The organism is Nocardia higoensis NBRC 100133 (genome assembly GCF_000308595.1).
Classification (GTDB): Bacteria; Actinomycetota; Actinomycetes; order Mycobacteriales; family Mycobacteriaceae; genus Nocardia; species Nocardia higoensis.
On sequence record NZ_BAGA01000037.1, the window covers coordinates 1 to 22,146 of the forward strand.

The 22,146-nt window shown below is 67.5% G+C and carries 20 protein-coding genes and 1 pseudogene; 12 read left to right on the forward strand and 9 right to left on the reverse strand.

The window, feature by feature from the left end:
• Positions 1–495 (forward strand): DUF4352 domain-containing protein (locus ON26_RS04585; RefSeq protein ID WP_157171784.1); only part of this gene is annotated, 495 nt, incomplete at its 5' end.
• A 12-nt stretch (positions 496–507) separates the two neighbouring features.
• On the opposite strand, the gene ON26_RS04590 is transcribed toward ON26_RS04585, so the two are convergent.
• The 3 genes from ON26_RS04590 to ON26_RS04600 form a co-directional block, all read right to left on the reverse strand.
• The gene (locus tag ON26_RS04590; protein WP_245545723.1) at positions 508–1,461 is read right to left on the reverse strand and encodes a patatin-like phospholipase family protein; all 954 of its coding nucleotides are present in this window, start codon (positions 1,459–1,461) and stop codon (positions 508–510) included.
• A gap of 69 nt (positions 1,462–1,530) precedes the next feature.
• Positions 1,531–3,321: an acetyl/propionyl/methylcrotonyl-CoA carboxylase subunit alpha gene (locus ON26_RS04595; RefSeq protein WP_040794713.1), complete on the reverse strand. Its 1,791-nt coding sequence runs from the start codon at positions 3,319–3,321 to the stop codon at positions 1,531–1,533.
• A gap of 252 nt (positions 3,322–3,573) precedes the next feature.
• Positions 3,574–4,494 carry a sulfurtransferase gene (locus tag ON26_RS04600; RefSeq protein ID WP_040794714.1) on the reverse strand — a complete coding sequence of 307 codons (921 nt, stop codon included), beginning with the start codon at positions 4,492–4,494 and terminating at the stop codon, positions 3,574–3,576.
• Positions 4,495–4,703: 209 nt separating this feature from the next.
• On the opposite strand from ON26_RS04600, the gene ON26_RS04605 reads away from it, so the two are divergent.
• Positions 4,704–5,480, forward strand: coding sequence for a helix-turn-helix transcriptional regulator (locus ON26_RS04605; protein ID WP_040794715.1), 777 nt, complete (start codon positions 4,704–4,706; stop codon positions 5,478–5,480).
• Here the strand turns inward: ON26_RS04605 and ON26_RS04610 are convergent.
• The 3 genes from ON26_RS04610 to ON26_RS04620 form a co-directional block, all read right to left on the reverse strand.
• Positions 5,406–6,047 carry a Maf family protein gene (locus ON26_RS04610; protein WP_040794716.1) on the reverse strand — a complete coding sequence of 214 codons (642 nt, stop codon included), beginning with the start codon at positions 6,045–6,047 and terminating at the stop codon, positions 5,406–5,408. The genes ON26_RS04605 and ON26_RS04610 overlap by 75 nt on opposite strands.
• 51 nt (positions 6,048–6,098) lie before the next feature.
• Entirely contained in the window at positions 6,099–6,422 is a 324-nt protein-coding gene (locus ON26_RS04615) for an acyl-CoA carboxylase subunit epsilon (protein ID WP_040794717.1), read from the reverse strand.
• Between the two features lie 161 nt (positions 6,423–6,583).
• Positions 6,584–8,224: an acyl-CoA carboxylase subunit beta gene (locus tag ON26_RS04620; RefSeq protein ID WP_040794718.1), complete on the reverse strand. Its 1,641-nt coding sequence runs from the start codon at positions 8,222–8,224 to the stop codon at positions 6,584–6,586.
• Between the two features lie 164 nt (positions 8,225–8,388).
• Between ON26_RS04620 and ON26_RS04625 the strand changes: the two genes are divergently transcribed.
• The 4 genes from ON26_RS04625 to ON26_RS04640 all read left to right on the forward strand — a co-directional run bounded on the left by ON26_RS04625 (position 8,389) and on the right by ON26_RS04640 (position 11,847).
• Positions 8,389–9,216 carry a biotin--[acetyl-CoA-carboxylase] ligase gene (locus ON26_RS04625; RefSeq protein ID WP_040794719.1) on the forward strand — a complete coding sequence of 276 codons (828 nt, stop codon included), beginning with the start codon at positions 8,389–8,391 and terminating at the stop codon, positions 9,214–9,216.
• Between the two features lie 74 nt (positions 9,217–9,290).
• Positions 9,291–9,794, forward strand: a complete 504-nt coding sequence (locus ON26_RS04630; protein ID WP_040794720.1) for a PH domain-containing protein — start codon at positions 9,291–9,293, stop codon at positions 9,792–9,794.
• Positions 9,795–9,860: 66 nt separating this feature from the next.
• Positions 9,861–10,538 carry a response regulator transcription factor gene (locus ON26_RS04635; protein ID WP_040794721.1) on the forward strand — a complete coding sequence of 226 codons (678 nt, stop codon included), beginning with the start codon at positions 9,861–9,863 and terminating at the stop codon, positions 10,536–10,538.
• A 1-nt stretch (position 10,539) separates the two neighbouring features.
• The gene (locus tag ON26_RS04640) at positions 10,540–11,847 is read left to right on the forward strand and encodes a sensor histidine kinase (protein ID WP_040794722.1); all 1,308 of its coding nucleotides are present in this window, start codon (positions 10,540–10,542) and stop codon (positions 11,845–11,847) included.
• 64 nt (positions 11,848–11,911) lie between these two features.
• Here the strand turns inward: ON26_RS04640 and ON26_RS04645 are convergent.
• Positions 11,912–12,346, reverse strand: a pseudogene (locus ON26_RS04645) (GtrA family protein); the annotation flags it as partial.
• A 138-nt stretch (positions 12,347–12,484) separates the two neighbouring features.
• Here ON26_RS04645 and ON26_RS04650 point away from each other — a divergent pair.
• The 4 genes from ON26_RS04650 to ON26_RS04665 all read left to right on the forward strand — a co-directional run bounded on the left by ON26_RS04650 (position 12,485) and on the right by ON26_RS04665 (position 16,228).
• Positions 12,485–13,657, forward strand: coding sequence for a 5-(carboxyamino)imidazole ribonucleotide synthase (locus ON26_RS04650; protein ID WP_157171785.1), 1,173 nt, complete (start codon positions 12,485–12,487; stop codon positions 13,655–13,657).
• Positions 13,650–14,165 carry a 5-(carboxyamino)imidazole ribonucleotide mutase gene (purE, locus tag ON26_RS04655; RefSeq protein WP_040794725.1) on the forward strand — a complete coding sequence of 172 codons (516 nt, stop codon included), beginning with the start codon at positions 13,650–13,652 and terminating at the stop codon, positions 14,163–14,165. Before ON26_RS04650 ends, purE begins: the two co-directional genes overlap by 8 nt.
• A 73-nt stretch (positions 14,166–14,238) precedes the next feature.
• Positions 14,239–14,934: a TetR/AcrR family transcriptional regulator gene (locus ON26_RS04660; RefSeq protein ID WP_083883729.1), complete on the forward strand. Its 696-nt coding sequence runs from the start codon at positions 14,239–14,241 to the stop codon at positions 14,932–14,934.
• 133 nt (positions 14,935–15,067) lie between these two features.
• A complete protein-coding gene (locus tag ON26_RS04665) occupies positions 15,068–16,228 on the forward strand; it encodes an acyl-CoA dehydrogenase (RefSeq protein WP_040794727.1) in 1,161 nt (386 codons plus the stop codon).
• Between the two features lie 112 nt (positions 16,229–16,340).
• On the opposite strand, the gene ON26_RS32060 is transcribed toward ON26_RS04665, so the two are convergent.
• A complete protein-coding gene (locus ON26_RS32060) occupies positions 16,341–17,150 on the reverse strand; it encodes an inositol monophosphatase family protein (RefSeq protein ID WP_218000542.1) in 810 nt (269 codons plus the stop codon).
• Positions 17,137–17,997 (reverse strand): DUF5919 domain-containing protein, encoded by an 861-nt coding sequence (locus tag ON26_RS04670; RefSeq protein WP_040794728.1) that lies wholly within the window; start codon positions 17,995–17,997, stop codon positions 17,137–17,139. Before ON26_RS04670 ends, ON26_RS32060 begins: the two co-directional genes overlap by 14 nt.
• Before the next feature lie 440 nt (positions 17,998–18,437).
• On the opposite strand from ON26_RS04670, the gene ON26_RS34135 reads away from it, so the two are divergent.
• Together ON26_RS34135 and ON26_RS04680 are read left to right on the forward strand one after the other, a co-directional pair.
• The gene (locus ON26_RS34135) at positions 18,438–20,309 is read left to right on the forward strand and encodes a radical SAM protein (protein ID WP_218000543.1); all 1,872 of its coding nucleotides are present in this window, start codon (positions 18,438–18,440) and stop codon (positions 20,307–20,309) included.
• A gap of 931 nt (positions 20,310–21,240) precedes the next feature.
• A partial coding sequence (locus ON26_RS04680) for a cytochrome P450 family protein (protein ID WP_174375362.1) occupies positions 21,241–22,146 on the forward strand: 906 nt, incomplete at its 3' end.

The following is a 22,146-nucleotide window of genomic DNA, read 5'->3' on the forward strand; positions in this document are numbered from 1 at the left end:
GGTGTCGGCTGCCTGGCGATGCTGGCGACCAGTTCGTCGGAGGGCTCGTCCGAGCAGGGCACGCCGCCGCCCGCCGCGGTGGAGGAGCCCGAACCCGGCCGGGGCGGGGTAGCGCCCGCGGGCACACCGGTGCGGGACGGGAAGTTCGAATTCCGGGTCGTGGGCCTGGACTCCGGCGAACGGGTCGGATTCCAGAACGCGCGGGGGTCGTTCCTGATCGTCACGCTGGCCGTGCTCAACCATTCCGGCGAGACGAAATGGTTCCTGCCGTTCGGGCAGAAGCTGGTGCTCACCGACGGCACGACCGTCGAGCACGACGCGACCGCGACAGCCTGGCAGGCGGTGCAGCACCACCAGGGCCACACCTTCGAGCTGACACCCGGCGCGGAGGGCACCGCCGTGCTGGTGTTCGACGTACCCGACACCGCCTCGGCAGCGCACCTGGAACTGCACGACTTCGTGCTGTCGGACGGCGTCTCGGTCGCGCTGTACTAGGGGCGCGCTGTACTAGACGACCGGTTCCTGGCGCTGTGGCGGCGTCTGCGCGTCCTGCGGGCCGAAGACCGAGTAGACGGCACGGCGGCCGATCTCCAGCGCGCGGGCGAGCAGGACGGTGTCGCGCGCGGTGGAATCCACGGTGGGTGAACCGGCCGGCGGATGGATCTGCATGACCGCGTCACCGAGTTCGGCGAAGGCGTGGTTCTCGGCCTCCTCCTGGGCGGGCCGGGCGAGGAAGGCGCGGTAGGCGCCCGGCGCCACGAACCGCAGGTAGTTGCCGCCCACGATCTGTTGCACCCGGGAATTGGGCGCGCGCCGCTCGTCGGCGCGGCGGGTGCGCAGTACCAGGAAGTGGGTGCCGCCGGCGCGTGCGGCCGAGCGGATCGGGATCGACTCGGCGATTCCGCCGTCGAAGTAGGGCACGCCGTCGAGTACCAGCGGGCCGCCCGCCAGAATCGGCAGATTGGCGCTGGCCCGCAGTGCGCGCATCAGACTGCGCTTGTCGTGGATGTAGGGGCGCAGATCCACCGGGTTGCCGGTTCGCCCGTCCGTGGCGATGGGGTGCAGCGTGGTCGAGTGCTCGAGGATCGCGTCGAAATCCATCGGCTCGACACCGTCGTAGACGCGATGGACCAGGTAACGCACGTCGAAAGCGGCGCCGCCGCGAAACAGCCGCGCCGGGTTGATCACGGCATTCATGATCTCCGGATTCGACCACGATCGCATACCGGGAACGGCTCGTCCGGACAGCAGCCAGGCGCCGTTGATCGCGCCGGCCGAGGTGCCGTAGATCGCGTCGAAGACCCCGGACAGGCCGAGCTCTTCCATCGCCTGGACCATGCCGCTGGAATACACGCCCCGGCTGCCGCCGCCTTCGACGACGAGGAACAGGCGATGGCCGTCGGCCCGGGAACCGGTCGCTTTACGGCCGCGGATGATGTCGGCCACGGGAGAGCTGGACACCCGGACACCATACGCCGAGGGCGGGAACGGACCGTGGTCCGTTCCCGCCCTCGGGTGATCTCGGCCGGCTTACTTGATCTCGGCCAGCACAGTGCCCTGGGTGATGGCGGCGCCCGCCTCCACCGACAGGCCGGTGACCACACCGGCCTTGTGCGCGTTGACCGGGTTCTCCATCTTCATGGCCTCGAGCACCGCGATCAGGTCGCCCGCCTCGACGGACTGGCCTTCCTCGACGGCGACCTTCACGACCGTGCCCTGCATCGGGGCGGTCACGGCGTCACCCGAGGCAGCGCCGGCCGCGCCGCCGCCACGCTTGCGCGCCTTCGGCTTCTTGCGGATCGCGCCGCCGCCGCCGTTGCCGCCGCCGATGGTGAAGTTGCCGGGCAGCGAGACCTCGACGCGGCGACCGCCGACCTCGACGACCACCTTCTGACGCGGACCCTCTTCGTCCTCGTCAGCGGCGACGCCGCCGCCGGTGTACGGCTCGATGGTGTTGTTCCACTCGGTTTCGATCCACTTGGTGTAGACGTCGAACTTCTCGCCGTCGCCGATGAAGGCGGGGTCCTCGACGATCGCGCGGTGGAACGGGATGACCGTGGCCAGGCCCTCGACCTGGAACTCGGCCAGCGCGCGACGGGCGCGCTCGAGCGCCTGGGTGCGGTTCTCACCGGTGACGATCAGCTTGGCCAGCATCGAGTCGAACTGGCCACCGATGACGCTGCCCTCGACCACGCCGGAGTCGACGCGCACGCCGGGGCCGGTGGGCTCGCGGTAGACCGAGACCGGGCCGGGAGCGGGCAGGAAGCCGCGGCCGGCGTCCTCACCGTTGATGCGGAACTCGAAGGCGTGGCCGCGCGGGGTCGGATCCTCGGTGATCTCCAGTTCCTCGCCGTTGGCGATGCGGAACTGCGCGCGCACCAGGTCGATGCCCGCGGTCTCCTCGGTGACCGGGTGCTCGACCTGCAGGCGGGTGTTCACCTCGAGGAAGGACACGGTCTCGCCCTGCACCAGGTACTCCACGGTGCCCGCGCCGTAGTAGCCGGCCTCGCGGCAGATGCGCTTGGCGGACTCGTGGATCTTGGCACGGACCTCGTCGGACAGGAACGGCGCGGGCGCCTCCTCGACGAGCTTCTGGAAGCGGCGCTGCAGCGAGCAGTCGCGGGTGCCCGCGACCACGACGTTGCCGTGCTGGTCGGCGATGACCTGGGCCTCGACGTGGCGGGCCTTGTCCAGGTACTGCTCCACGAAGCACTCGCCGCGACCGAACGCCGCGATCGCCTCACGGGTGGCCGACTCGAACAGTTCGGGGATCTCTTCGATGGTGTGCGCGACCTTCATGCCGCGACCGCCGCCACCGAAAGCCGCCTTGATGGCGACCGGCACGCCGTACTGCTTGGCGAACTCCACGACCTCGTCGGCGTTCTTCACCGGGTCCTTGGTGCCCGCGGCCATCGGCGCCTTGGCGCGTTCGGCGATGTGGCGGGCGGTGACCTTGTCGCCGAGGTCGCGGATGGACTGCGGCGAGGGGCCGATCCAGATCAGGCCCGCGTCGATCACGGCCTGCGCGAAGTCGGCGTTCTCGGACAGGAACCCGTAGCCGGGGTGGATCGCGTCGGCGCCGGACTTGGCCGCGGCGTCGAGGATCTTGTCGAACACGAGGTACGACTCGGCCGAGGTCTGGCCGCCCAGCGCGAAGGCTTCGTCGGCGAGTTTCACGAAGGGTGCGTCGGCGTCGGGCTCCGCGTACACCGCGACACTGGCGATGCCGGAGTCCTTCGCCGCCCGGATCACGCGGACGGCGATCTCGCCTCGGTTAGCTACGAGTACCTTCGTGATCCGCGCGCTGGCATGGCTGGGCACTGAGCCTCCTGGTTTGCATTCTTCTGGTCGCTTCGCGGGACGGTGGCCGCGCGGCCCGTTCCCGGTTGGGGGTCGGAACACCACACGAGCTCAGCCCGTGCCGACAAATGTACGTCTGGCCGAGTGTAGGCAGTCTGCCAACTGCCGCCGAACTCGGATAGCCCTACTGAACAGTAGGTGTCGCATCACACTGCGTGGGCGGTGTGTCCGGCGTCCTTTGTGGTGGCATCCGACTTCAGTTTATGCGGGCCCTCAGCGGACCCGTGTGCGCCGTCCCACCCGCGCCGGGGCCTCGCCCGGCTCGTCGCCCTGGACGATGGGCAGCCGCACCGAGTTCCCCCACTCGGTCCACGAGCCGTCGTAGTTGCGCACGCCCTGGTGGCCGAGCAGATAGGTGAGCACGAACCAGGTGAGGCTGGACCGCTCGCCGACGCGGCTGTAGACCACGAGGTCGTCGGCGCCGGCCAGGTCCCCGTAGCGGGCGTCCAATTCGGTGCGCGAGCGGAACCGCCCGTCCGCGCCGAAGGCCTCGGTCCACTCGATGTTGACAGCGGTGGGAATGTGCCCACCGCGCAGCGCGGCGCCGACCGGATCGAGCGGATCGTGGGTCAGCTCCCCGGAATACTCGCGCGCCGAACGCACGTCGAGCAGTGCGGCGGAGCCCAGCTCGGCCAGCACGTCCTCGCGGAAGGCGCGTGCGATGCCGTCATGGCGGCGCACCGCGGGATAGGCCTCGGCCGCGCGCGGGTAGGGCGGCTCGAAGGTGGTGTCGCGGCTCTCGGAGATCCATGCCTCCCGCCCGCCGTCGAGCAGGCGCACGTCCTCGTGCCCGAACAGGGTGAACAGCCAGAGCGTTCGCGCGGCCTGCGCGTTGCCGCGGTCGCCGTAGATCACCACGGTGTCCGCACGGCCGATGCCCTTGGCCCGCATGAGCTCGGTGAACCGGGCGCCGTCGATGTAGTCGCGCATCGCCTTGTCCTCGAGGTCGCGATGCCCGTCGATCTTGATCGCTCCGGGCACGTGACCGATGTCGTAGAGCTGGGCGTCCTCGTTGGACTCCACGATCACCAGTCCCGGCGCGCCGATGTTCGCCGAGAGCCACTCCGTGGAGACCAGGCGGCGAGGATGTGCGTAGGCGCCGAAAGGGGCGTAGGGGTCCGGGGCAACGGGCACGGTCGGGTTTCCTTCGCACGTGTTGGACGGTGATCCTGAGGGCCGATCGGGAGGGTGGTCGAACGGTCCTTCTCTGGCAGCGATGGTAGAGGTGGGGTGTTACGGGAACTCGTTTCAGGCAATGAATCGCCGTGGCGACCGATTAACGCAATGGCCGATTAGATCGAACCCGCATCCGATAAAGTCAGGCTCCAGAGGAGGGGTGGTCTATGTCCGATTCGTGGCCGCGGCGGCGACTGCTCGCGATCCTGCGCGGCGCGAGCGAGCCCCTCGATGCCCAGGAACTGGCCAGAATCACCGGACAACACGTCACCACCGTGCGATTCCACCTCGATGTGCTCACCAAGGAGTCCTTGGTCCGGCAATTCCAGCAGCCCCCGCGCGGGCGCGGCCGTCCGCGGATCGGGTACCGCGCCGTGCAGCGGTCGCTGGGCTACCAGGAACTGGCCCAGGTCCTCGCCGATCAATTGGGCCCGGAGTCGCGTTCCCGCTCGGAGGCCGGTCTGGCCGCGGGCCGGGCCTGGGGCGCCAGGCTCGACGCCGACGAACGGCGGGTGGAGAGCTTGTCCGATGCCAAGGACATCACCATCGGTCTGCTCTCGGAACTGGGCTTCGCCCCCGAGCGCGACACCGCATCCGACGACGGTGAACACGTGGTGATCCGGATGACCGGCTGCCCGCTGCGCGACCTCGCGCGCACCCACTCCGATGTGGTGTGCTCGGTGCACCGTGGATTGATCGAGGAAGTGCTCGACCGCAGCGGCGAACGCGGCGCGGTGAGCGTGCGGCTCAATCCGTTCGTGGAACCGGAGCTGTGCCTGACCAGACTGGAGATGGCCCGCAGGCCGGCGCGCCCCGGCGCAGTGCCGACAGGCCCCCAGGGCCAGGGCGAGCCCGCCCTCACGACCCCGTCAGCCGGCCGGGTCGCTCCACAACTGCGTAACTCCGGTGCCGACGTCGCGAAGCAGTCGGCGCAGCAGTGGTAGGCCGATGCCGATCACGCTGGACGGATCGCCCTCGATGCGGTCGATGAACCATCCGCCCATCCCGTCGAGGGTGAACGCGCCGGCGACCTGAAGAGGTTCGCCGGTGGCCAGATAGGCCTCGAGTTCCTCGGGTTCGGGCTTGGCGAAATGCACAGTGGTGGTGCTGCAGTCGACGGCCTCGCCGACGATCTCGCCCGCGCGCAATCGCAATACACAGTGCCCGGTGACGAGATCGGCGCTGCGCCCGGCCATCTCGGCCCAGCGCGCCCGCGCCACGTCCGGGTCGTGCGGCTTGCCCTGCAGGGCGCCGTCGATCAGAAGCATGGAATCGCAGCCGACGATCACGCAGTCGTCGCGGTATTCGGCGATATCGGTGGAGGCGGCGATATTCGCGGCCTTGGCGCGCGCGAGTTCGGTGACCACCGTCTCGGGCGCGGTGTCCGCGGGCAGTGCCGCGGCCACCGCGTCCTCGTCGACGTCGGATACCCGAACCACCGGGTCGATGCCGGCTTTGCGCAGCACCTGTCTGCGCGCGGGCGAGGCGGACGCGAGAATCAGCGTCGGCATCGGGTTTCCCGCCTCGAGGTCATGTGCTGCGACGTCATGTCCCGCCGTTGCTCAGCGCAGGCGCGAGAGTGCGGGGAACGAGTACGGCGAGAACGGCGAAGCGCCACGGTGCATCTGGGTCGGCCTGCCCCACAGTTCGCGCGGCTTACCGGAATCGGCGTCCGGCGAGCCGCCCGCGGCGGCGGCGAACACGCACACCAGGGCGGCGATCTCGGCGTCGGTGGGCGATCCGCGCAGAATCTGCAGGAACGGTGCCGCATTCGGCTCGGCGGTCGCGGCCGTGCCCACGGCGACCTCGGTCTCCTCGGCGGCGGTTTCGACGGCCAAATCGAGCTCGGCGGCGGTCAACACATCTTCTTCTGCCACGGTCGTCACAGTGCCAGATCCTCTCTCTAACTCGATCAGGCGTTTTCCCTCGACAGGCACGTAACGCCTCCCGGCTTTCCAGGCCTTCGGCCCGCGGACCCCGGGGGACTACAGGATCGGCGGGCCTCTCGGCTTTCCAGTGTGCGCGGCCTATCGAGGGTATCGCTTATTCAGAGCGGGATGTTGCCGTGTTTCTTCGGCGGCAGGGTGACCATCTTGCGCTCGAGCAGTCGCAGCGCCGAGACGATCTGACCGCGGGTGTGCGACGGCGGGATGACCGCGTCGACGTATCCGCGCTCGGCGGCGACGTACGGATTCACGAGGGTGTCCTCGTACTCGTTCTGGAGCTCGAGCCGCAGCGCATCGACGTCGCTGCCGTCTTTCGCGGCCTGCTGCAACTGCTTGCGGTAGACGAATCCGACGGCGCCGGAAGCGCCCATCACGGCGATCTGCGCGGTCGGCCAGGCGAGGTTCACATCGGCGCCCATGTGCTTGGAACCCATGACGTCGTAGGCGCCGCCGTAGGCCTTCCTGGTGATGATCGTGATCTTCCCCACAGTGGCCTCGCCGTAGGCGTAGAGCAGCTTGGCGCCACGCCGGATGATGCCGTTGTACTCCTGTCCGGTGCCGGGCAGGAAGCCGGGCACGTCGACCAGGGTGACGATCGGGATGTTGAACGCGTCACAGGTACGCACGAACCGCGCGGCCTTCTCCGAGGCGTCGATGTCCAGGCAGCCGGCGAACTGGGTGGGCTGGTTGGCCACGATGCCGACGCTGCGGCCGTCGATGCGGCCGAAGCCGACGATGATGTTCGCGGCGCGCTCGGCCTGCACCTCGAGGAATTCGTCGTCGTCGAGCAGACGGCGGATGACCTCGTGCATGTCGTAGGGCTGGTTCGGCGAATCCGGGATGAGGGTGTCCAGCTCGAGGTCCTCGGGGGTGAGCGAGTCCTCGATGGCGCCGTTGATCGGGTCCGTCGCGGGGAAGCGCGGTGCCTCGGCCTGGTTGTTGCTGGGCAGGTAGGACAGCAGGTCCTTGACGTAGTCCAGGGCGTCCTGCTCGCCGGAGGCGACGTAGTGGGCCACGCCCGACTTCACCATGTGGGTGTGGGCGCCGCCCAGCTCCTCCATGGTGACTTCCTCGCCGGTGACGGTCTTGATGACGTCGGGGCCGGTGACGAACATCTGGCTGGTCTGGTCGACCATGACCACGAAGTCGGTGAGCGCGGGGGAGTAGACGTGACCACCGGCGGCCGGGCCCATGATCAGCGAGATCTGCGGGATCACGCCGGAGGCCTGGATGTTGCGGTGGAAGATCTCGCCGTAGAGGCCGAGGGAGACCACGCCCTCCTGGATGCGAGCGCCCGCGCCCTCGTTGATGCCGATCAGCGGGCGGCCGGTCTTGAGCGCCAGGTCCATGACCTTGACGATCTTCTCGCCGTAGACCTCGCCGAGGCTGCCGCCGAAGACGGTGACGTCCTGGCTGAAGATGCACACGTCGCGGCCGTCGATGGTGCCGTAACCGGTCACGACGCCGTCGCCGAGCGGGCGGTTGTTCTCCAGGCCGAAGTTGACGCTGCGGTGCCGGGCCAGCGCGTCGAGCTCGACGAAGGAACCCTCGTCGAGCAGCGCGAGGATGCGCTCGCGGGCGGTCATCTTGCCCTTGGCGTGCACCTTGTCGACCACGGCCTCACCCATCGGGTGCTTGGCCTCTTCCAGCCGATTCCGCAGGTCAGCCAGCTTCCCGGCGGTGGTGTGGATATCGGGGGAGTCCGCCGAACCAGAGGCGGGCTGCTGCTGGACACTCGTCATGGGTTCGGAGTGTAACCAGTGACAGGAACGGTCCGTAACGGCGCGGTGCCTACCCGCGAGTAGAAAAGCCCAGGTCGAACCCTGCCCGGACCCGGTTTCCGGGTCCTTTCCGGCCCCTCTGCCCTGGCAGAACGGGCGCTCCGGCGGGCGGGTAGCCTCGCGGCGTGCAGAGCCCCTCACCGGATACCGCGCAGCGCAGGACGCCGTTGGATGTCGGCCGGTTGCGCGCGGTCGTCGCCTCCGCCGGACTGTCGTTCTCCCGGGTGGACGTGGTCGAGTCCACCGGATCCACCAACGCCGACCTCATCGCGCGTTCCCGCGAGCCGGGCGCCGACGGATCGGTGCTGCTCGCCGAGGCGCAGGAGTCGGGCCGGGGCAGGCACGCGCGTGCCTGGGCGAGCCCGCCGCGCGCGCAGATCGCCCTGTCGATGCTGGTGCGCCTGCCCGGAATCGATCCGGCCGTGCTCGGCTGGCTGCCCCTGCTGACCGGGATCGCCGTGGTCGATGCCCTGCGCGCCACCGCGCGGGTGCCCGCTGATCTGAAGTGGCCCAACGACGTCCTCATCGGCGGCCGCAAGGTGGCAGGCATTCTGGCCGAGGTCGCCGCGGGTGGTCCCGCACCGGCCGTGGTGATCGGCATCGGCGTCAATGTCACCCTGGGCGAGGCCGAACTGCCTGTGTCGCATGCCATCTCGCTCGAGCTGGCAGGCGCGGCGGAGCTGGACCGCACCGAGCTGGTTGCGTCGATCCTCACCGAGTTCGACCGGCGGTTCACCGCCTGGCGCGAGGCCGCCTGGGACACCGCGGGACTCGTCGGCGCCTACCGTGCGCGCTGCGCCACCATCGGCACCGAGGTGCGGGCCGAGCTGCCGGGCGGCCGCACGCTCACCGGAACCGCCACCGGCATCGACGACGCGGGACGATTGCTGGTCGGCGACGAGGCGGTCTCGGCGGGCGATGTCACCCACCTGCGCGGCCAGTACCGCGTCTAGGAACTCCGAAATGCGGTGCCCGCCACGACGCGAGATCCCCGGCGGGCGGCCTCGGCGCGGGTAGCGTTTCGGACATGGGTTACCCGGAGGATGTGCTCGCGCCCGACGAGCAGCTGATACTCCACCGCCATCCGCATTGGAAGATGCTGTTCTGGCCGGTCGTGACGCTCATCGTCATCACAGCGCTGGCAGGCTTCGGCGGCGGACTGGCCTACCGCACCACCGAGGGCACGCTGCGCACGGCGCTGCTGATCGCGGTGCCCGTGATCTGGGTGCTCGTCGTGCTCTGGCGGGTGCTGGCTCCGGTCCTGGCCTGGAAGTCGACGCATTTCATCGTCACCGACCGCCGGGTGCTGGTCCGCGAGGGCGTGCTCACCCACACCGGCATCGATATCCCGATGAGCCGGATCTCGAGTGTGCAGTTCCGCCACGGCATCTTCGACCGGATACTGGGCACCGGCACCCTGATCATCGGCTCCTCCTCGGAGGAGCCGCTCGAGTACGACGACATCCCCGATGTGCAGGGCGTGCACTCGCTGCTCTACCACCAGGTGTTCGAGGCATCCGCCGATCGTTGAGCCGGCCGATCGCCGAGCCGGACGAGGATTGCACACCCGCCGATCACCGATCCGTAATCTGGTCCCATGACCGCGGTACTGCTGGCCGAAGACGACGAGGCCATCGCTGCGCCGCTTTCGCGGGCGCTGGGGCGCGAGGGGTATTCCGTCACCGTCGAGAGTTTCGGCCCCGCCGTGCTCAGCCGCGCGCTGGAGGGCCACCACGATCTGCTCATCCTCGATCTCGGCTTGCCCGGCATGGACGGGCTGGAGGTGTGCCGCCAGGTCAGGGCGCGCGGCGCCGACCTCGCGGTGCTGATGCTCACCGCTCGCACCGACGAGGTGGATTTCGTGGTCGGCTTGGACGCGGGCGCCGACGACTATGTGGGAAAACCGTTCCGGCTGGCCGAACTGCTCGCGCGGGTGCGGGCGCTTCTGCGGCGCAGCGGGATCGGCGACGAAGCCGTCGAGGTCGGCGGCATCCGCCTCGAGCCCGCCGCGCGCCGGGTACTGGTCAACGGCGCCGAGGTCGGTCTGGCCAACAAGGAATACGAACTGCTCAAGGTGCTGATCGACCGGGCGGGACAGGTCGTGCCGCGGGAGACGATCCTGCGTGAGGTCTGGGGTGATGCCGAGCTGCGCGGCTCCAAGACTCTCGACATGCACATGTCCTGGCTGCGCCGCAAGATCGGCGACGAGGGGCCGATGGCCGAGCGGCGCATCGTCACCGTGCGCGGTGTCGGCTTCCGGCTGAACACGGACTGACGTGCGCCGCCGTATTCTGCGCTCGATGCTGGCCGTGCTGACCGTCACCACGGTCGTGTTCGGCGTGCCGCTGATCTATCTGGCCTGGCTGTGGGTGGAGGACATCACCCGCAGCGACCTGCGTGATCGCCTCGACCGCGTCGCGAACGAGGTCATGCTGCAGGAGGGGCACGACGGCCGGGTCGACGACGGGCTGGATCTGCGGGCGGTGCGCGCGCTCGTGCCGGTGGACGGGCGGCTCACCATCGTCTACCCGGCCCCCGCCGACAATGCCGCGCGCGCCGATATCGGCGTGGCCGCCGTCGACGACCCGCTGGTGGAGTCGCTGGCGATGGGCACATCCGGCTCGCTCCGGCTGGAGGTGCCCGCCGCGCCGATGAAGAAGATGCAGCGCCAGGCGGCGGCGGTGGTGGCGCTGGCGGTACTGGCCTCGATCGCGGCCGCGGCGACCGTCGCCGTGGTGACCGCTCGCCGCGTCGCCGATCCGCTGCGCGATGTGGCGGCCAGGGCCGCGCGGCTGGCGATGGGCGATTTCCGCCCCGATCCGCGCAGGCACGGCATCGCCGAGCTGGACCGGGTCTCCGACGTGCTGGACTCCGCCACCGTCGAGATCGCCGGCCGCCTGCAACGCGAGCACGCGCTCGTCGCCGACGTCTCCCACCAGCTGCGCAGCCGGCTGACCGCGGTGCGATTGCGCCTGGACGAACTGTCCGCGCACTACGACCCGGAGGTCGTGCACGAGGCCGAGGAGGCGATGGCCCAGGTCGACCGTCTGACGGAGGCCATCGACGACCTGGTGCGCGCCTCCCGTGACGAGGACGCCGCCGACCGCGACCCCATCCCGGTGATGGAGGAATTGCGCGCGGTGATCGAGGAGTGGAAGCCACCGTTCGACGAGGCGGGCCGTCGGCTGGTGCTCGCGGGCGACGAGTCGCTGCGCGCCAGGATCACCCCTTCGCGGCTGCGCGAGGCGGTCATCGTGCTGGTCGACAACGCGCTCATCCACGGCGGCGGGGTCTGCACGGTATCGGTGCGCGCGGTGCGTCCCGGCTTCGCCCGCGAACCGCTGGTCTGCGTGGAGGTCGGCGACGAGGGCGAGGGCGTGCGCGACGAGCTCGCCCCGCACATCTTCGATCGCGGATTCTCCGCGGGCGGCTCCACGGGGGTGGGGCTGGCGCTGGCCAGGGCGCTGATCGAGGCGGACGGCGGCCGTCTGGAACTCCAGCAGCGCCGTCCGGCCATGTTCCGGGTGTTCCTCGGCTCCTCGGCGACCGGGAAACCGGTCTCCGTCGCTCCCGAACCGCGCTGAAACCCGCTCAGTTGCGGTCGAGCCGCTCTTCCTCGATGAGTTCTTCCAGTTCGGCTTCGAGATCGCCCACCTGGTCGGGGAACACCCACCGCCGCATCGCCCAGAATCGGAAGGCCATCTGCAGCAGATTGCCGATCACGAACGCGCTGACGAAGTCGGCCACGTTCTCGACCAGGAAGCTGACCGAGGGCTGACGCAGATCGAACACATAGCTCGAGATCCACAGCGGGATGTTGCTCAATACCACGCCCACACCGCTGACGGCGAAGAACAGCAGCGCCTCGTGGTTGCGCTCGCGCCCGCCGCGGTGCTTGAACGACCACTCACGGTTGAGCACATAGGAGGCGATGACGGCGATGACGCCGGAGATGATCTTGGCGGTGACCGGATTCTGCGCCAGCACAGTCCACTTCAGCAGGTAGAAGATGCCGCTGTCGATGATGAAGGTGGTGGCCCCGACGATGGCGAACTTGATCAGTTCGTGGTGGCGGTAGGCCATCTCCCGCACGGGCCGGGGGAGGACGCTGACCGCGTCGTCGACGATGGACACGGGGGGGAAGTGTACCGGTAGGGGTCGCGCGGACCCGACATGACAAGATTGCCCGACGTGAGCACCCGTAGTTTCGACCCCTCCGCCATGCCCACCGTCACCATGATCGGTGGCGGTCAGCTGGCACGGATGACGCATCAGGCCGCGATCGCCCTAGGTCAGCGGCTGCGGGTGCTGGCCGAGCGAGCCGACGATCCCGCCGCGCAGGTCAGCCCCGATGTCGTGCTCGGCTCGCATACCGACCTGGCCGCGCTGCGCAAGGCCGCCGTCGGTTCGCACGCGCTGACCTTCGATCACGAGCACGTGCCCACCGAGCATCTGGAGGCGCTGGTCGCCGAGGGCGTGACCGTCGCGCCGCCGCCGTCGGCCCTGCGTTATGCCCAGGACAAGCTGGACATGCGCGTGCGGCTGAGCGAGCTGGGCCTGCCCGTCCCCGCGTTCACCGCCGTGACCGCCCCGGCCGACGCGATCGCCTTCGGCGACGAGCACGGCTGGCCGTTCGTCCTCAAGGCGGTGCGCGGCGGCTACGACGGCCGCGGCGTATGGATGCCCGCCGATGCCGCCGAAGCCGAGCGGCTGGTCACCGAGCAGCTCGACCGCGGCGTCCGGCTGCTCGCCGAGGCCAAGGTCGATCTGCGCCGCGAGCTGTCGGCGATGGTGGCCCGCTCGCCGTTCGGTCAGGCCGCGACCTGGCCGGTGGTGGAGACTGTGCAGCGCAACGGCCAGTGCGCCGTGGTCCTCGCGCCCGCCCCCGAGCTGTCCGACGAACTCGGCGCGCGCGCCGAGACCATGGCGCTGAACCTGGCCCGCGAGCTCGGCGTGGTCGGCGTGATGGCCGTCGAGCTGTTCGAGACCCACGACGGCGAGCTGCTGGTCAACGAGCTGGCCATGCGCCCGCACAACTCCGGTCACTGGGGCATGGACGGCGCTCGCACCGGCCAGTTCGAGCAGCACCTGCGCGCGGTCCTGGACTACCCGCTCGGCGACACCAGCCCGCTGGCCCCGGTCACCGTGATGGCCAACATCCTCGGCGCCCCGGAAGCGCCCGCGATGTCGATGGACGAGCGCCTGCACCACCTGTTCGCCCGGATGCCCGAGGCCAAGGTGCACCTCTACGGCAAGAGCGAGCGCCCCGACCGCAAGATCGGGCACATCAACGTGCTCGGTGAGGATGTCGCCGAGGTGCGCGAGAAGGCAGAGCGTGCGGCGCACTGGATGTCGCACGGCGTTTGGACCGACGGATGGGATCCGCATGAGTGAGAACGGCAATACCGGCCCCGCGGTCGGGCTGATCATGGGCAGCGACTCGGACTGGCCGACCATGGAGGCCGCCGCCGAGGCGCTGGCCGAGTTCGGCGTCCGCTTCGAGGTCGGCGTCGTCTCCGCCCACCGCACCCCGCAGCGCATGCTCGACTACGCCCGGCAGGCCGCCGGACGTGGCGTGCAGGTCATCATCGCGGGCGCGGGCGGCGCGGCCCACCTGCCCGGCATGGTCGCCTCCGCGACGCCGCTGCCGGTCATCGGCGTGCCCGTGCCGCTGAAGTACCTCGACGGCATGGATTCGCTGCTGTCCATCGTGCAGATGCCCGCGGGCGTCCCCGTCGCGACCGTGTCCATCGGTGGCGCGCGCAACGCGGGCCTGCTCGCCGTGCGCATCCTGGCCGCCGCCGATCCCGCGCTGCGCGCCCGGATGGAGCGGTTCCAGGCGAACCTGGAGAGCATGGTCCTCGACAAGGATCGCGCCCTGCGCGAGAAGCTGCTCGGCTGAGCGGGGCCGAGCTACCGGCAGGTCGGGATTTTCCGTGCGGCCCGCCGCGCGCGTGAGCCGATACGGTGGTTCGGTGGCGAGTGCGGAGAGTGCCCGGGTGCGGCCCGGGGTGACGGGGGTGGATCCGGCGAGGTTCCGGCTGACCGTGGTGGACGAGGCGTTGCGCCTGTTCGCGGACAAGGGCTACGAGGCCACCACGGTCGACGAGATCGCGGAGGCCGCGGGCATCTCGCGGCGCACGTTCTTCCGGCAGTTCCGCTCCAAAGAGGACGTGATCTTCGCCGATCACGAGGCGCAGCTCGCCGCGGCCTCGGCCTTTCTCGACGCGGCGCAGGGCGATCCGTGGGATGCCGTGTGCGAGGCCGTGGTGCAGGTCTTCGAGCGATTCACCCAGTGGCGCGATATCGCCGCGCGCCGGTACCGGGTGGTCCGGCGGGTGCCCGCGCTGCGGGAGCGCGAGATCGTCACGGTGTTCCGCTACGAGCGGCTGTTCACCGACTACCTGCGCGATCGTCTGCCCGACTCGCCCGACCTCGCGCGCGTGCAGTTCACCGCCGCCGTGACGGCCACCCACAACTACCTGCTGCGCCGCATGGTGCGCGGGGAGTCCGACGCGGGTGCCGCAGATCTGCGTCAGGAGTTGGCCGCGATCCCGCGCGGGCACGAACGTGATCATTCCGCCGACGAACTGGTCGTCGCGGTGTTCCCCCGGGATATGCCGACCCGCCGCGTTGCCGATCTGCTCACCCGCAAACTGGGTACGCTGTGAATCGGTGACCACCACCGATGACACCCAGTGCCATTACGTATCCCCAAGTGCCGCCCTTGGTCGGGGTCGGGCTTAGCGGTAGGATGGCACCGAGTGCCGATCGCGTATACCCCGATACCCAGGAGCGTGCCCAATGGCGGGAAACCCCGATTTCGATCTGTTCAAGCTCGAGGACTTCCACGACGAGCTGCGTTCTGCCATCCGCGCCCTGGCGGAGAAGGAGATCGCCCCGCACGCGAAGGCCGTCGACGGTGAGGCCCGCTTCCCCGAGGAGGCGCTGACCGCGCTCAACGCCGCGGGCTTCAACGCCGTGCACGTGCCCGACGCCTTCGGCGGCCAGGGCGCCGACTCGGTGGCCACCTGCATCGTGATCGAAGAGGTCGCCCGCGTCTGTGGCTCCTCCTCGCTGATCCCCGCGGTCAACAAGCTCGGCACCATGGGCCTGATCCTCAACGGCTCCGACGAGCTGAAGCAGAAGGTGCTGCCCGACATCGTCAACGGCGAGATGGCCTCCTACGCGCTGTCCGAGCGCGAGGCCGGCTCCGATGCCGCGAGCATGCGCACCCGCGCCCGCCAGGAGGGCGACGACTGGATCCTCAACGGCTCCAAGTGCTGGATCACCAACGGCGGCAAGTCCAGCTGGTACACCGTGATGGCCGTGACCGACGCCGAGAAGGGCGCCAACGGCATCTCCGCGTTCATGGTGCACAAGGACGACGAGGGCTTCGTGGTCGGCCCGCTCGAGCACAAGCTCGGCATCAAGGGCTCGCCGACGGCCGAACTGTACTTCGAGAACTGCCGCATCCCCGGCGACCGCATCATCGGCGAGCCCGGCACCGGCTTCAAGACCGCCCTGCAGACCCTCGACCACACCCGCCCCACCATCGGCGCGCAGGCCGTGGGCCTGGCCCAGGGCGCCCTGGACGCCGCGATCGCCTACACCAAGGACCGCAAGCAGTTCGGCAAGCCGATCGCCGACTTCCAGAACACCCAGTTCATGCTCGCCGACATGGCGATGAAGATCGAGGCCGCCCGCCTCATGGTCTACACCTCGGCCGCTCGCGCCGAGCGCGGCGAGAAGAACCTCGGCTTCATCTCCGCCGCCGCCAAGTGCTTCGCCTCCGATGTGGCCATGGAAGTCACCACCAACGCCGTCCAGCTCTTCGGCGGCGCCGGCTACACCACCGACTTCCCGGTCGAGCGCATGATGCGCGACGCCAAGATCACCCAGATCTACGAGGGCACCAACCAGATCCAGCGGGTCGTCATGTCCCGCGCCCTGCTCAAGGGCTGATTTCCCCGAAGTCGAGGCGCTTCGGCCGGTCCCGGTACGCATCTCAGGCCGCCTCCAGGCCGTCATACCGGGCCGCCGAAGCGCTTTCGCTGTCCGAGAAGTCTCCGGCCCCTCAGTGGACTGTCGACTCGGAGTGTGCTTTCTGCACCAACGCCACGAGTTCCTTTGCCGTCACCCCGTTTCCGGCAATGGTGTGTCGTGAACGGATGTCATGCGTACTCCCGTCCGAGTCATACACAGATCCACCACTCTCACGCACGATGACCGTGCCCGCAGCGATATCCCAAGGATTGTTCGACAAAATCACGCACCCGTCAGTGCTGCCATCGGCTACGCAGGCAAGATCGAAGGCGGCGGACCCGAACATCCTGATCCGCTCCGCCCGGGAAGCCAGCAGCCCGGTCAGTGATAGTCTCGGGCGGTTTCGCTCCACAGCCGCGTTCCCGACCGCATAGTCTCCCATGGAAATTATCGACGCGGAAAGTTTTGACGCATTACCTACTCGCATCAGATCACCGTTTCTGAATGCGCCCATTCCGATTGCTGCGTAGTACTCGATGCGTAATGCGGGCATTGCGATGACGCCAATGGTCGGCTCGTTGCCTTCGAACAGTGCGAGTGATATCCCGAAGAGCGGGATGCCGTGAATGAAGTTCGAAGTGCCGTCTATGGGATCGAGTGCCCAGAACGAGTCATGGTCTCGACAGGTTTGGCTGCCCTCTTCGCCGAGAAATGCAATGTGTGGAGTTTCGACACTCAGCAACCGTCGGATATGTTCTTGCACTCTGATGTCGATATCGGTTACGAAATCTCGGTCCCCTTTCGCCGTTACCGACCCGACGTCGGTCGAATCGACTATGGAAACTCCGCTCTTCACCGCACGACGTGCCGATTCGAGCAGTGATTCCCTAGTAGTATTCACCCACGGGCTCCGTTCCCTTGGTCCACATTTCTTCAAATACTGTGGCGAAGGTCTGAAAGGTGCCTTCGCGTTCACTTCGCTTCGACACGAACGTCGGCGACTCCAGTCCGCGGTCGAATGGCAAGTACGGCTGCATTATGCAGTCTTCTGAGTTCACTATACAAATGTTGAACCGGACCGGTGCGTCGTAGACGCGGATTTCGATCCGTCCGCACATCTCCTCTGTCCAGTTCGACCGGACCCGTTGCAGCATACGGATGTTCAGCTTCGTCAGGTTGACCAGCGCTCCACGTGCATGGCCTTCCTCTCGTTCCCGCTCGGCGATGTGCAATCCCTCCGGGTCGAGGAACAGGCATCGGATCTTTGTCCCTCCCTGCATCATTTGCAGCACTTCGCTATCCGAACACTGCTGGCACAGGATATTCAGAGACAGTCCTACCAGATCGATCGTTCTGGCGTCCTGAAACATCTTCTGCGGAGGGGAAACTCTCAAGAAGTCGCCTCGTCTGGCGAATACCCGTTCGATATCCGACATTGCGTCGGCGCGCACTTCGGTCGGTCGCACGACGGCCCGTCTTCGATCCGATAAGTCCATGCCCTCCTTGTAAGTCGAAAAAAGTTCCGCAACCGTCCATCCGGGAAACATATTCTGAAGTATTCGACAATGATGCGGGTGTGGAATAGTGGAAATATTTCCTGAAAGCCAGCGATAGAACTGCGCTTTCTTCGGTCCGTCTCCAACGGACTCGGGGTCGATCTTCGTTGCTATCGTGTCATATTCACGATTGAATGCGGAAACTGTCTGAAGGTGTTGCTGCTGAAGTAGAGCCTTGAGCACTGTCCCCATGTCGTACCCCTCGTCATCATGTGCCCTTTTCGGCCGATTGTATCTGTGATGAGCCATAGAAGACACCAGATCGGACCTCCAAGCGTGCAGATAAGACACGCCTGGCGGCGCGGTGATACCGCGCGAGGCGACAAGGTTGTCAGCGATATGGCGCAGACCCGGCCGAAGTTGAACGACCAAGCCGACCTGTCCACGAAACCCACTGATACGCCGGCTATAAGGAGGAACGCATGCGGGACAGCTGCGGCGCGCCGAAGTCTTGGAGAGTCGCATCCGCTGTTCGTTCCCGGGCCGACAAGCCGTCCCGGGGGCGGGTTGGGTCATCGCCCGGCCCCGGTGACCATCACATCGCGGGGCGGTGGAGCCGTCGAATCTGGCTGTGGTGGCTCGTGATTCACCGAAATCCTGGCGTGAGTTCCACCAGCTGGTGTGCGGACTGGATGCCGTTGTGGATCCCGGCATCGGCCGGATCACAGATCGCGTCGGTCGATCGGCGCCGTGATGATGCTCGATTGCTTCGGGGCGCAAAATCCGCGCCGAACTGGACCGGGCACACGCCGGCCACGCCACCAACTGACCGCCCACGACGAGTAGTGAGCCGAAGGTCACCGCCCCTCCGGACCCCTACCGGCACCATTGACAAACTCAACGAAGGGAGCACGGCGATGTCCCGTGCGGAAATCCCTGTCCACGTCGACAAAGACACCACTCTGCGCGTCAAGATCCATGACGCATGTGGCCTGACCTGCACCTTCTGTCACAACGAGGGGACACCCGTCGCCGCCGACAACCGCGACCGTGGGGCCGGTGACTTCCTCGTGACCGGTCCCAGCGGACGCATGTCGATCTACGCCCTCACCAACGGCGCGGCATTCCTGCCCGCGCCGGTCCCTGTCACCGACAATTTCGCCCACGCACTCACCACACTGGGGGCGGCCCTCGAACTCACAGAGTTGCACCTGACCGGCGGCGAGCCGACCTTGCACCCAGCCGTCGCCACCCTGACGAAGATCGCCGTGGATGCGGGGTTCCGCGTCGGCATGACTTCCAACGGTGAACGCGGCGAACGCGTCATCCCCGATTGCGCTGCCGTAGGGCTGGACCGGGTGAACTTCTCCATCTTCGGCACCACCGCATCCGAACTCGCTGAAGTTCAGCACACCCGCTTTCGGAATCCATCCCTGGCCCAGCGCAAGATCGATGCACTCACACGGTCGATCTCCGCCTGCGAGACACACGGCGTCAAGGCCAGTGCCAACATCGTTGTTCCCGACTACACGCATGCCCCACGAGTACACCGGCTGCTCGATGAGTTCTCGCCGAATCTGACAGTGCGGCTGCTCATGTCGCTCGACCGCGGTGACACTTCCCGTCAGGCGATCGAACGCATCCTCGCTGACCGGGAAGCCGTCGCCGAAGCGCACTACATCACTGCCGGAGGCTCCAACTCCCGCACCGCCTACCGGTTGCCCGACGGACGGCGCATCTTCTTCAAACACATCCGTCCCGTCCGATTGCCGCACACCTGCGCTGGATGCCGGTTCAACAACCGAACCGACTGCGAGGAAGGGTTCTACGGGGTCCGCCTCTACTACGACAGAACCGGCACCTGGCAAGTCGGTGTCTGCATCCAGCGCATGGACCTGTGCCTACCCTTGGACGAGTTCCTGACCAGCCCCCTACGCGCCGAAGTCCTCGCACTGCGAGAACACGAACACGCCCGGCTCACGACCTGCCGCGTCGGACAGCCTCACGCCAACGTCAATCCACAAGGAGCACCCGTGCCGATCGAGCACGAAGCGAAAGTCCTCGACGTCGACCCCGCAACCATCGAACGCCGCATCCTGGACAAGGGGGGCCGCAAACTCGGGGAACGGTTGATGCGCCGCCACGTCTACGACATCACTCCTGGCGTCCAGGGGAAATGGATCAGACTCCGCGACGACGGGAACCGCACCACCCTTGCCGTCAAAGAGATCACCAGCGACGCCATCGATGGCACCCACGAGGTCGAAGTGACCGTCGACGACTTCGCCACCACCAACGCCCTGCTGGTGATGCTCGGCTTCTCGGCGAAGTCCTACCAGGAGACCAAGCGAGTCAGCTTCACCCTCGACGGCGCGGAACTCGAACTCGACACCTGGCCCCGCATCCCGCCCTACCTCGAGATCGAGGCCCCCACCAAGGCCGAGGTGATCCGTGTCGCCGAACTTCTCGGCTACCACGAAGCCGATCTCACCGGTGAGAACACGATCAAGATCTACGCTCGCCACGGGATCGACCTGAACACGATTCGAGAACTGCGGTTCTGACCTCGCGTCAGCCGGCGATCACTGACCGATGCGGATGCCCTGTCACCGTGACCTATTCCGCGTCGGGTTTCCGCCCTTCGACCAAGGCGTCACCGATCTCGCTCGTGCGGGCCTGGTACTGGTCCTGTCGAGCAACTGCACGTCGAAGCCAGGGGTCTCGTTGTTGGAAAGGTCGTCAAAGAGGGCCTCAGTGAATAGTTTCCGCATCTTGATCAGCCTGTCAATGAAGTTGCCCAGTCCTGGCGCCCTCTCCGTCGGCTACTTCGGCAGTCGCCGGTGGTGCTACCGATTCCGGGTACCGCCGACATCGATCACCTCGAAGTGAACGTCTCGGTCGGCTGCTGATACACCAGTCGGCCTCGACCAAACCAGCCCCCGCCACGTCGGCCTTGTAATGATTCGGCCCACGGATACCGGCCACCGGCCGCGTTGATCGAGCCGTGCTCACCGACTTCAACACCGCGCCTGTGCTCCGTGCGTTATCGGGGCTATTTGTCGCGCAGAAATTCGCAGCGTACTTCCCAACTCTCTCGTGTCCAGAGGATCTGAGATGCCTGTGTACGAAATATGTCTGTTCCTGGCGGTCCTTCCGCTGGCAGCGTTTGGCGTGCTCGTGCCGTTTATTGCCGGTACCCGGAAGCACGTCGTGCCGATCCCGTTGCAGCCCAACAATTACCGTGATGCAAAGGTGTATTGGTCCGACCTCGGCGGTCGGACTGATGCCCGGGTGTGTGTCGGGCAGGTCGACCGCGCGACCATCCAACTCGGCGAAAATCCGCCGACCGCCTACTCGTCCACCAGGCACCTCGATCGCGCTACTCCCAGCAAATGCCCTGTCGGTCCTGGCTCACCACCGGATGCCGACAACGCATCGCGTGTCCCGCTCTACACCGAGCAGTTCGCGTCCGACCCGCACACCGCATACGCCCGGATGCGTGCACGGTTCGGATCGCTGGTGCCGGTCTGGCTGGCTCCGGGGGTTCCGGCGACGTTGGTGATCGGCTACTGGACTGCGCTGAAAATCCTCAACGATTCCGAGCACTTCCCCGCCGATCCCAGTTCCTGGCAGCGTGATGTTCCCCAGGGCTGCCCCGTTCTGCCGATGATGCAGAAGCGTCCGAATGCCCTGCGCAGCAGTGGGACCGAACATGCGCGGTATCGCGCGGCCAACGTGGACGCCCTGGGGCGCGTGGATCTGACCGCGCTGCACGATGTGGTCGAGCGCAGCGCCGTGCGGTTGATCAACGGGTTCAGCGCCGCCGGCCGGGCCGATCTGCTCGGCGACTACGCGCGCCCGCTGGTCTTCGAGGTGATCGGCGAACTGATCGGGTGCGATCCCGAGATCAGCGAGCAGGCCGCCGCCGGTATGGCGCTGATGTTCGACACCACCGCCGACGCGGTCGAGGGGAACCGGCTGGCGGTGGGGGCGTTGGCGGAACTCGTCGCCCGTAAACGCGCCCGGCCGGGGGAGGACATCACGTCCTGGCTGCTCGCCCATCCTGCTGGTCTGGACGATGCGGAACTGGTCCACCAGCTGTTCACCCTGTATGCGGCGGCGAGTGAGCCGTTGACCAATCTGATCGTCAACACGGTGTCGCTGATGATGACCCGCCCGGATTTCGGGGGCCGGGTCGTCGCGGGCGAGGTCTCGACCCGTGACGCGCTGACCCATGTGCTGTTCCGTGATCCGCCGCTGGCGAACTTCTGCATGTCCTACCCGCGTCAGCCGCAGCTCATCGGCGACACCTGGGTGCCCGCGCATCAGCCGATCGTGATCAGCCTGGCCGCCTGCAACAACGACCCGGCCGTGATGGGCGGCAACATCTTCGGCAACGAA

Excerpts from the sequence above, each read along its gene's own strand:
- ON26_RS04610 (WP_040794716.1), bottom strand. The coding sequence starts at position 6,047 with ATGCCGACGCTGATTCTCGCGTCCGCCTCGCCCGCGCGCAGACAGGTG.
- ON26_RS04630 (WP_040794720.1), top strand. The coding sequence starts at position 9,291 with ATGGGTTACCCGGAGGATGTGCTCGCGCCCGACGAGCAGCTGATACTC.
- ON26_RS04650 (WP_157171785.1), top strand. The coding sequence starts at position 12,485 with ATGCCCACCGTCACCATGATCGGTGGCGGTCAGCTGGCACGGATGACG.
- ON26_RS04605 (WP_040794715.1), top strand. The coding sequence starts at position 4,704 with ATGTCCGATTCGTGGCCGCGGCGGCGACTGCTCGCGATCCTGCGCGGC.
- ON26_RS04665 (WP_040794727.1), top strand. The coding sequence starts at position 15,068 with ATGGCGGGAAACCCCGATTTCGATCTGTTCAAGCTCGAGGACTTCCAC.
- ON26_RS04635 (WP_040794721.1), top strand. The coding sequence starts at position 9,861 with ATGACCGCGGTACTGCTGGCCGAAGACGACGAGGCCATCGCTGCGCCG.
- ON26_RS04620 (WP_040794718.1), bottom strand. The coding sequence starts at position 8,224 with ATGACGAGTGTCCAGCAGCAGCCCGCCTCTGGTTCGGCGGACTCCCCC.
- ON26_RS34135 (WP_218000543.1), top strand. The coding sequence starts at position 18,438 with ATGCCGTTGTGGATCCCGGCATCGGCCGGATCACAGATCGCGTCGGTC.
- purE (WP_040794725.1), top strand. The coding sequence starts at position 13,650 with ATGAGTGAGAACGGCAATACCGGCCCCGCGGTCGGGCTGATCATGGGC.
- ON26_RS04670 (WP_040794728.1), bottom strand. The coding sequence starts at position 17,997 with ATGGGGACAGTGCTCAAGGCTCTACTTCAGCAGCAACACCTTCAGACA.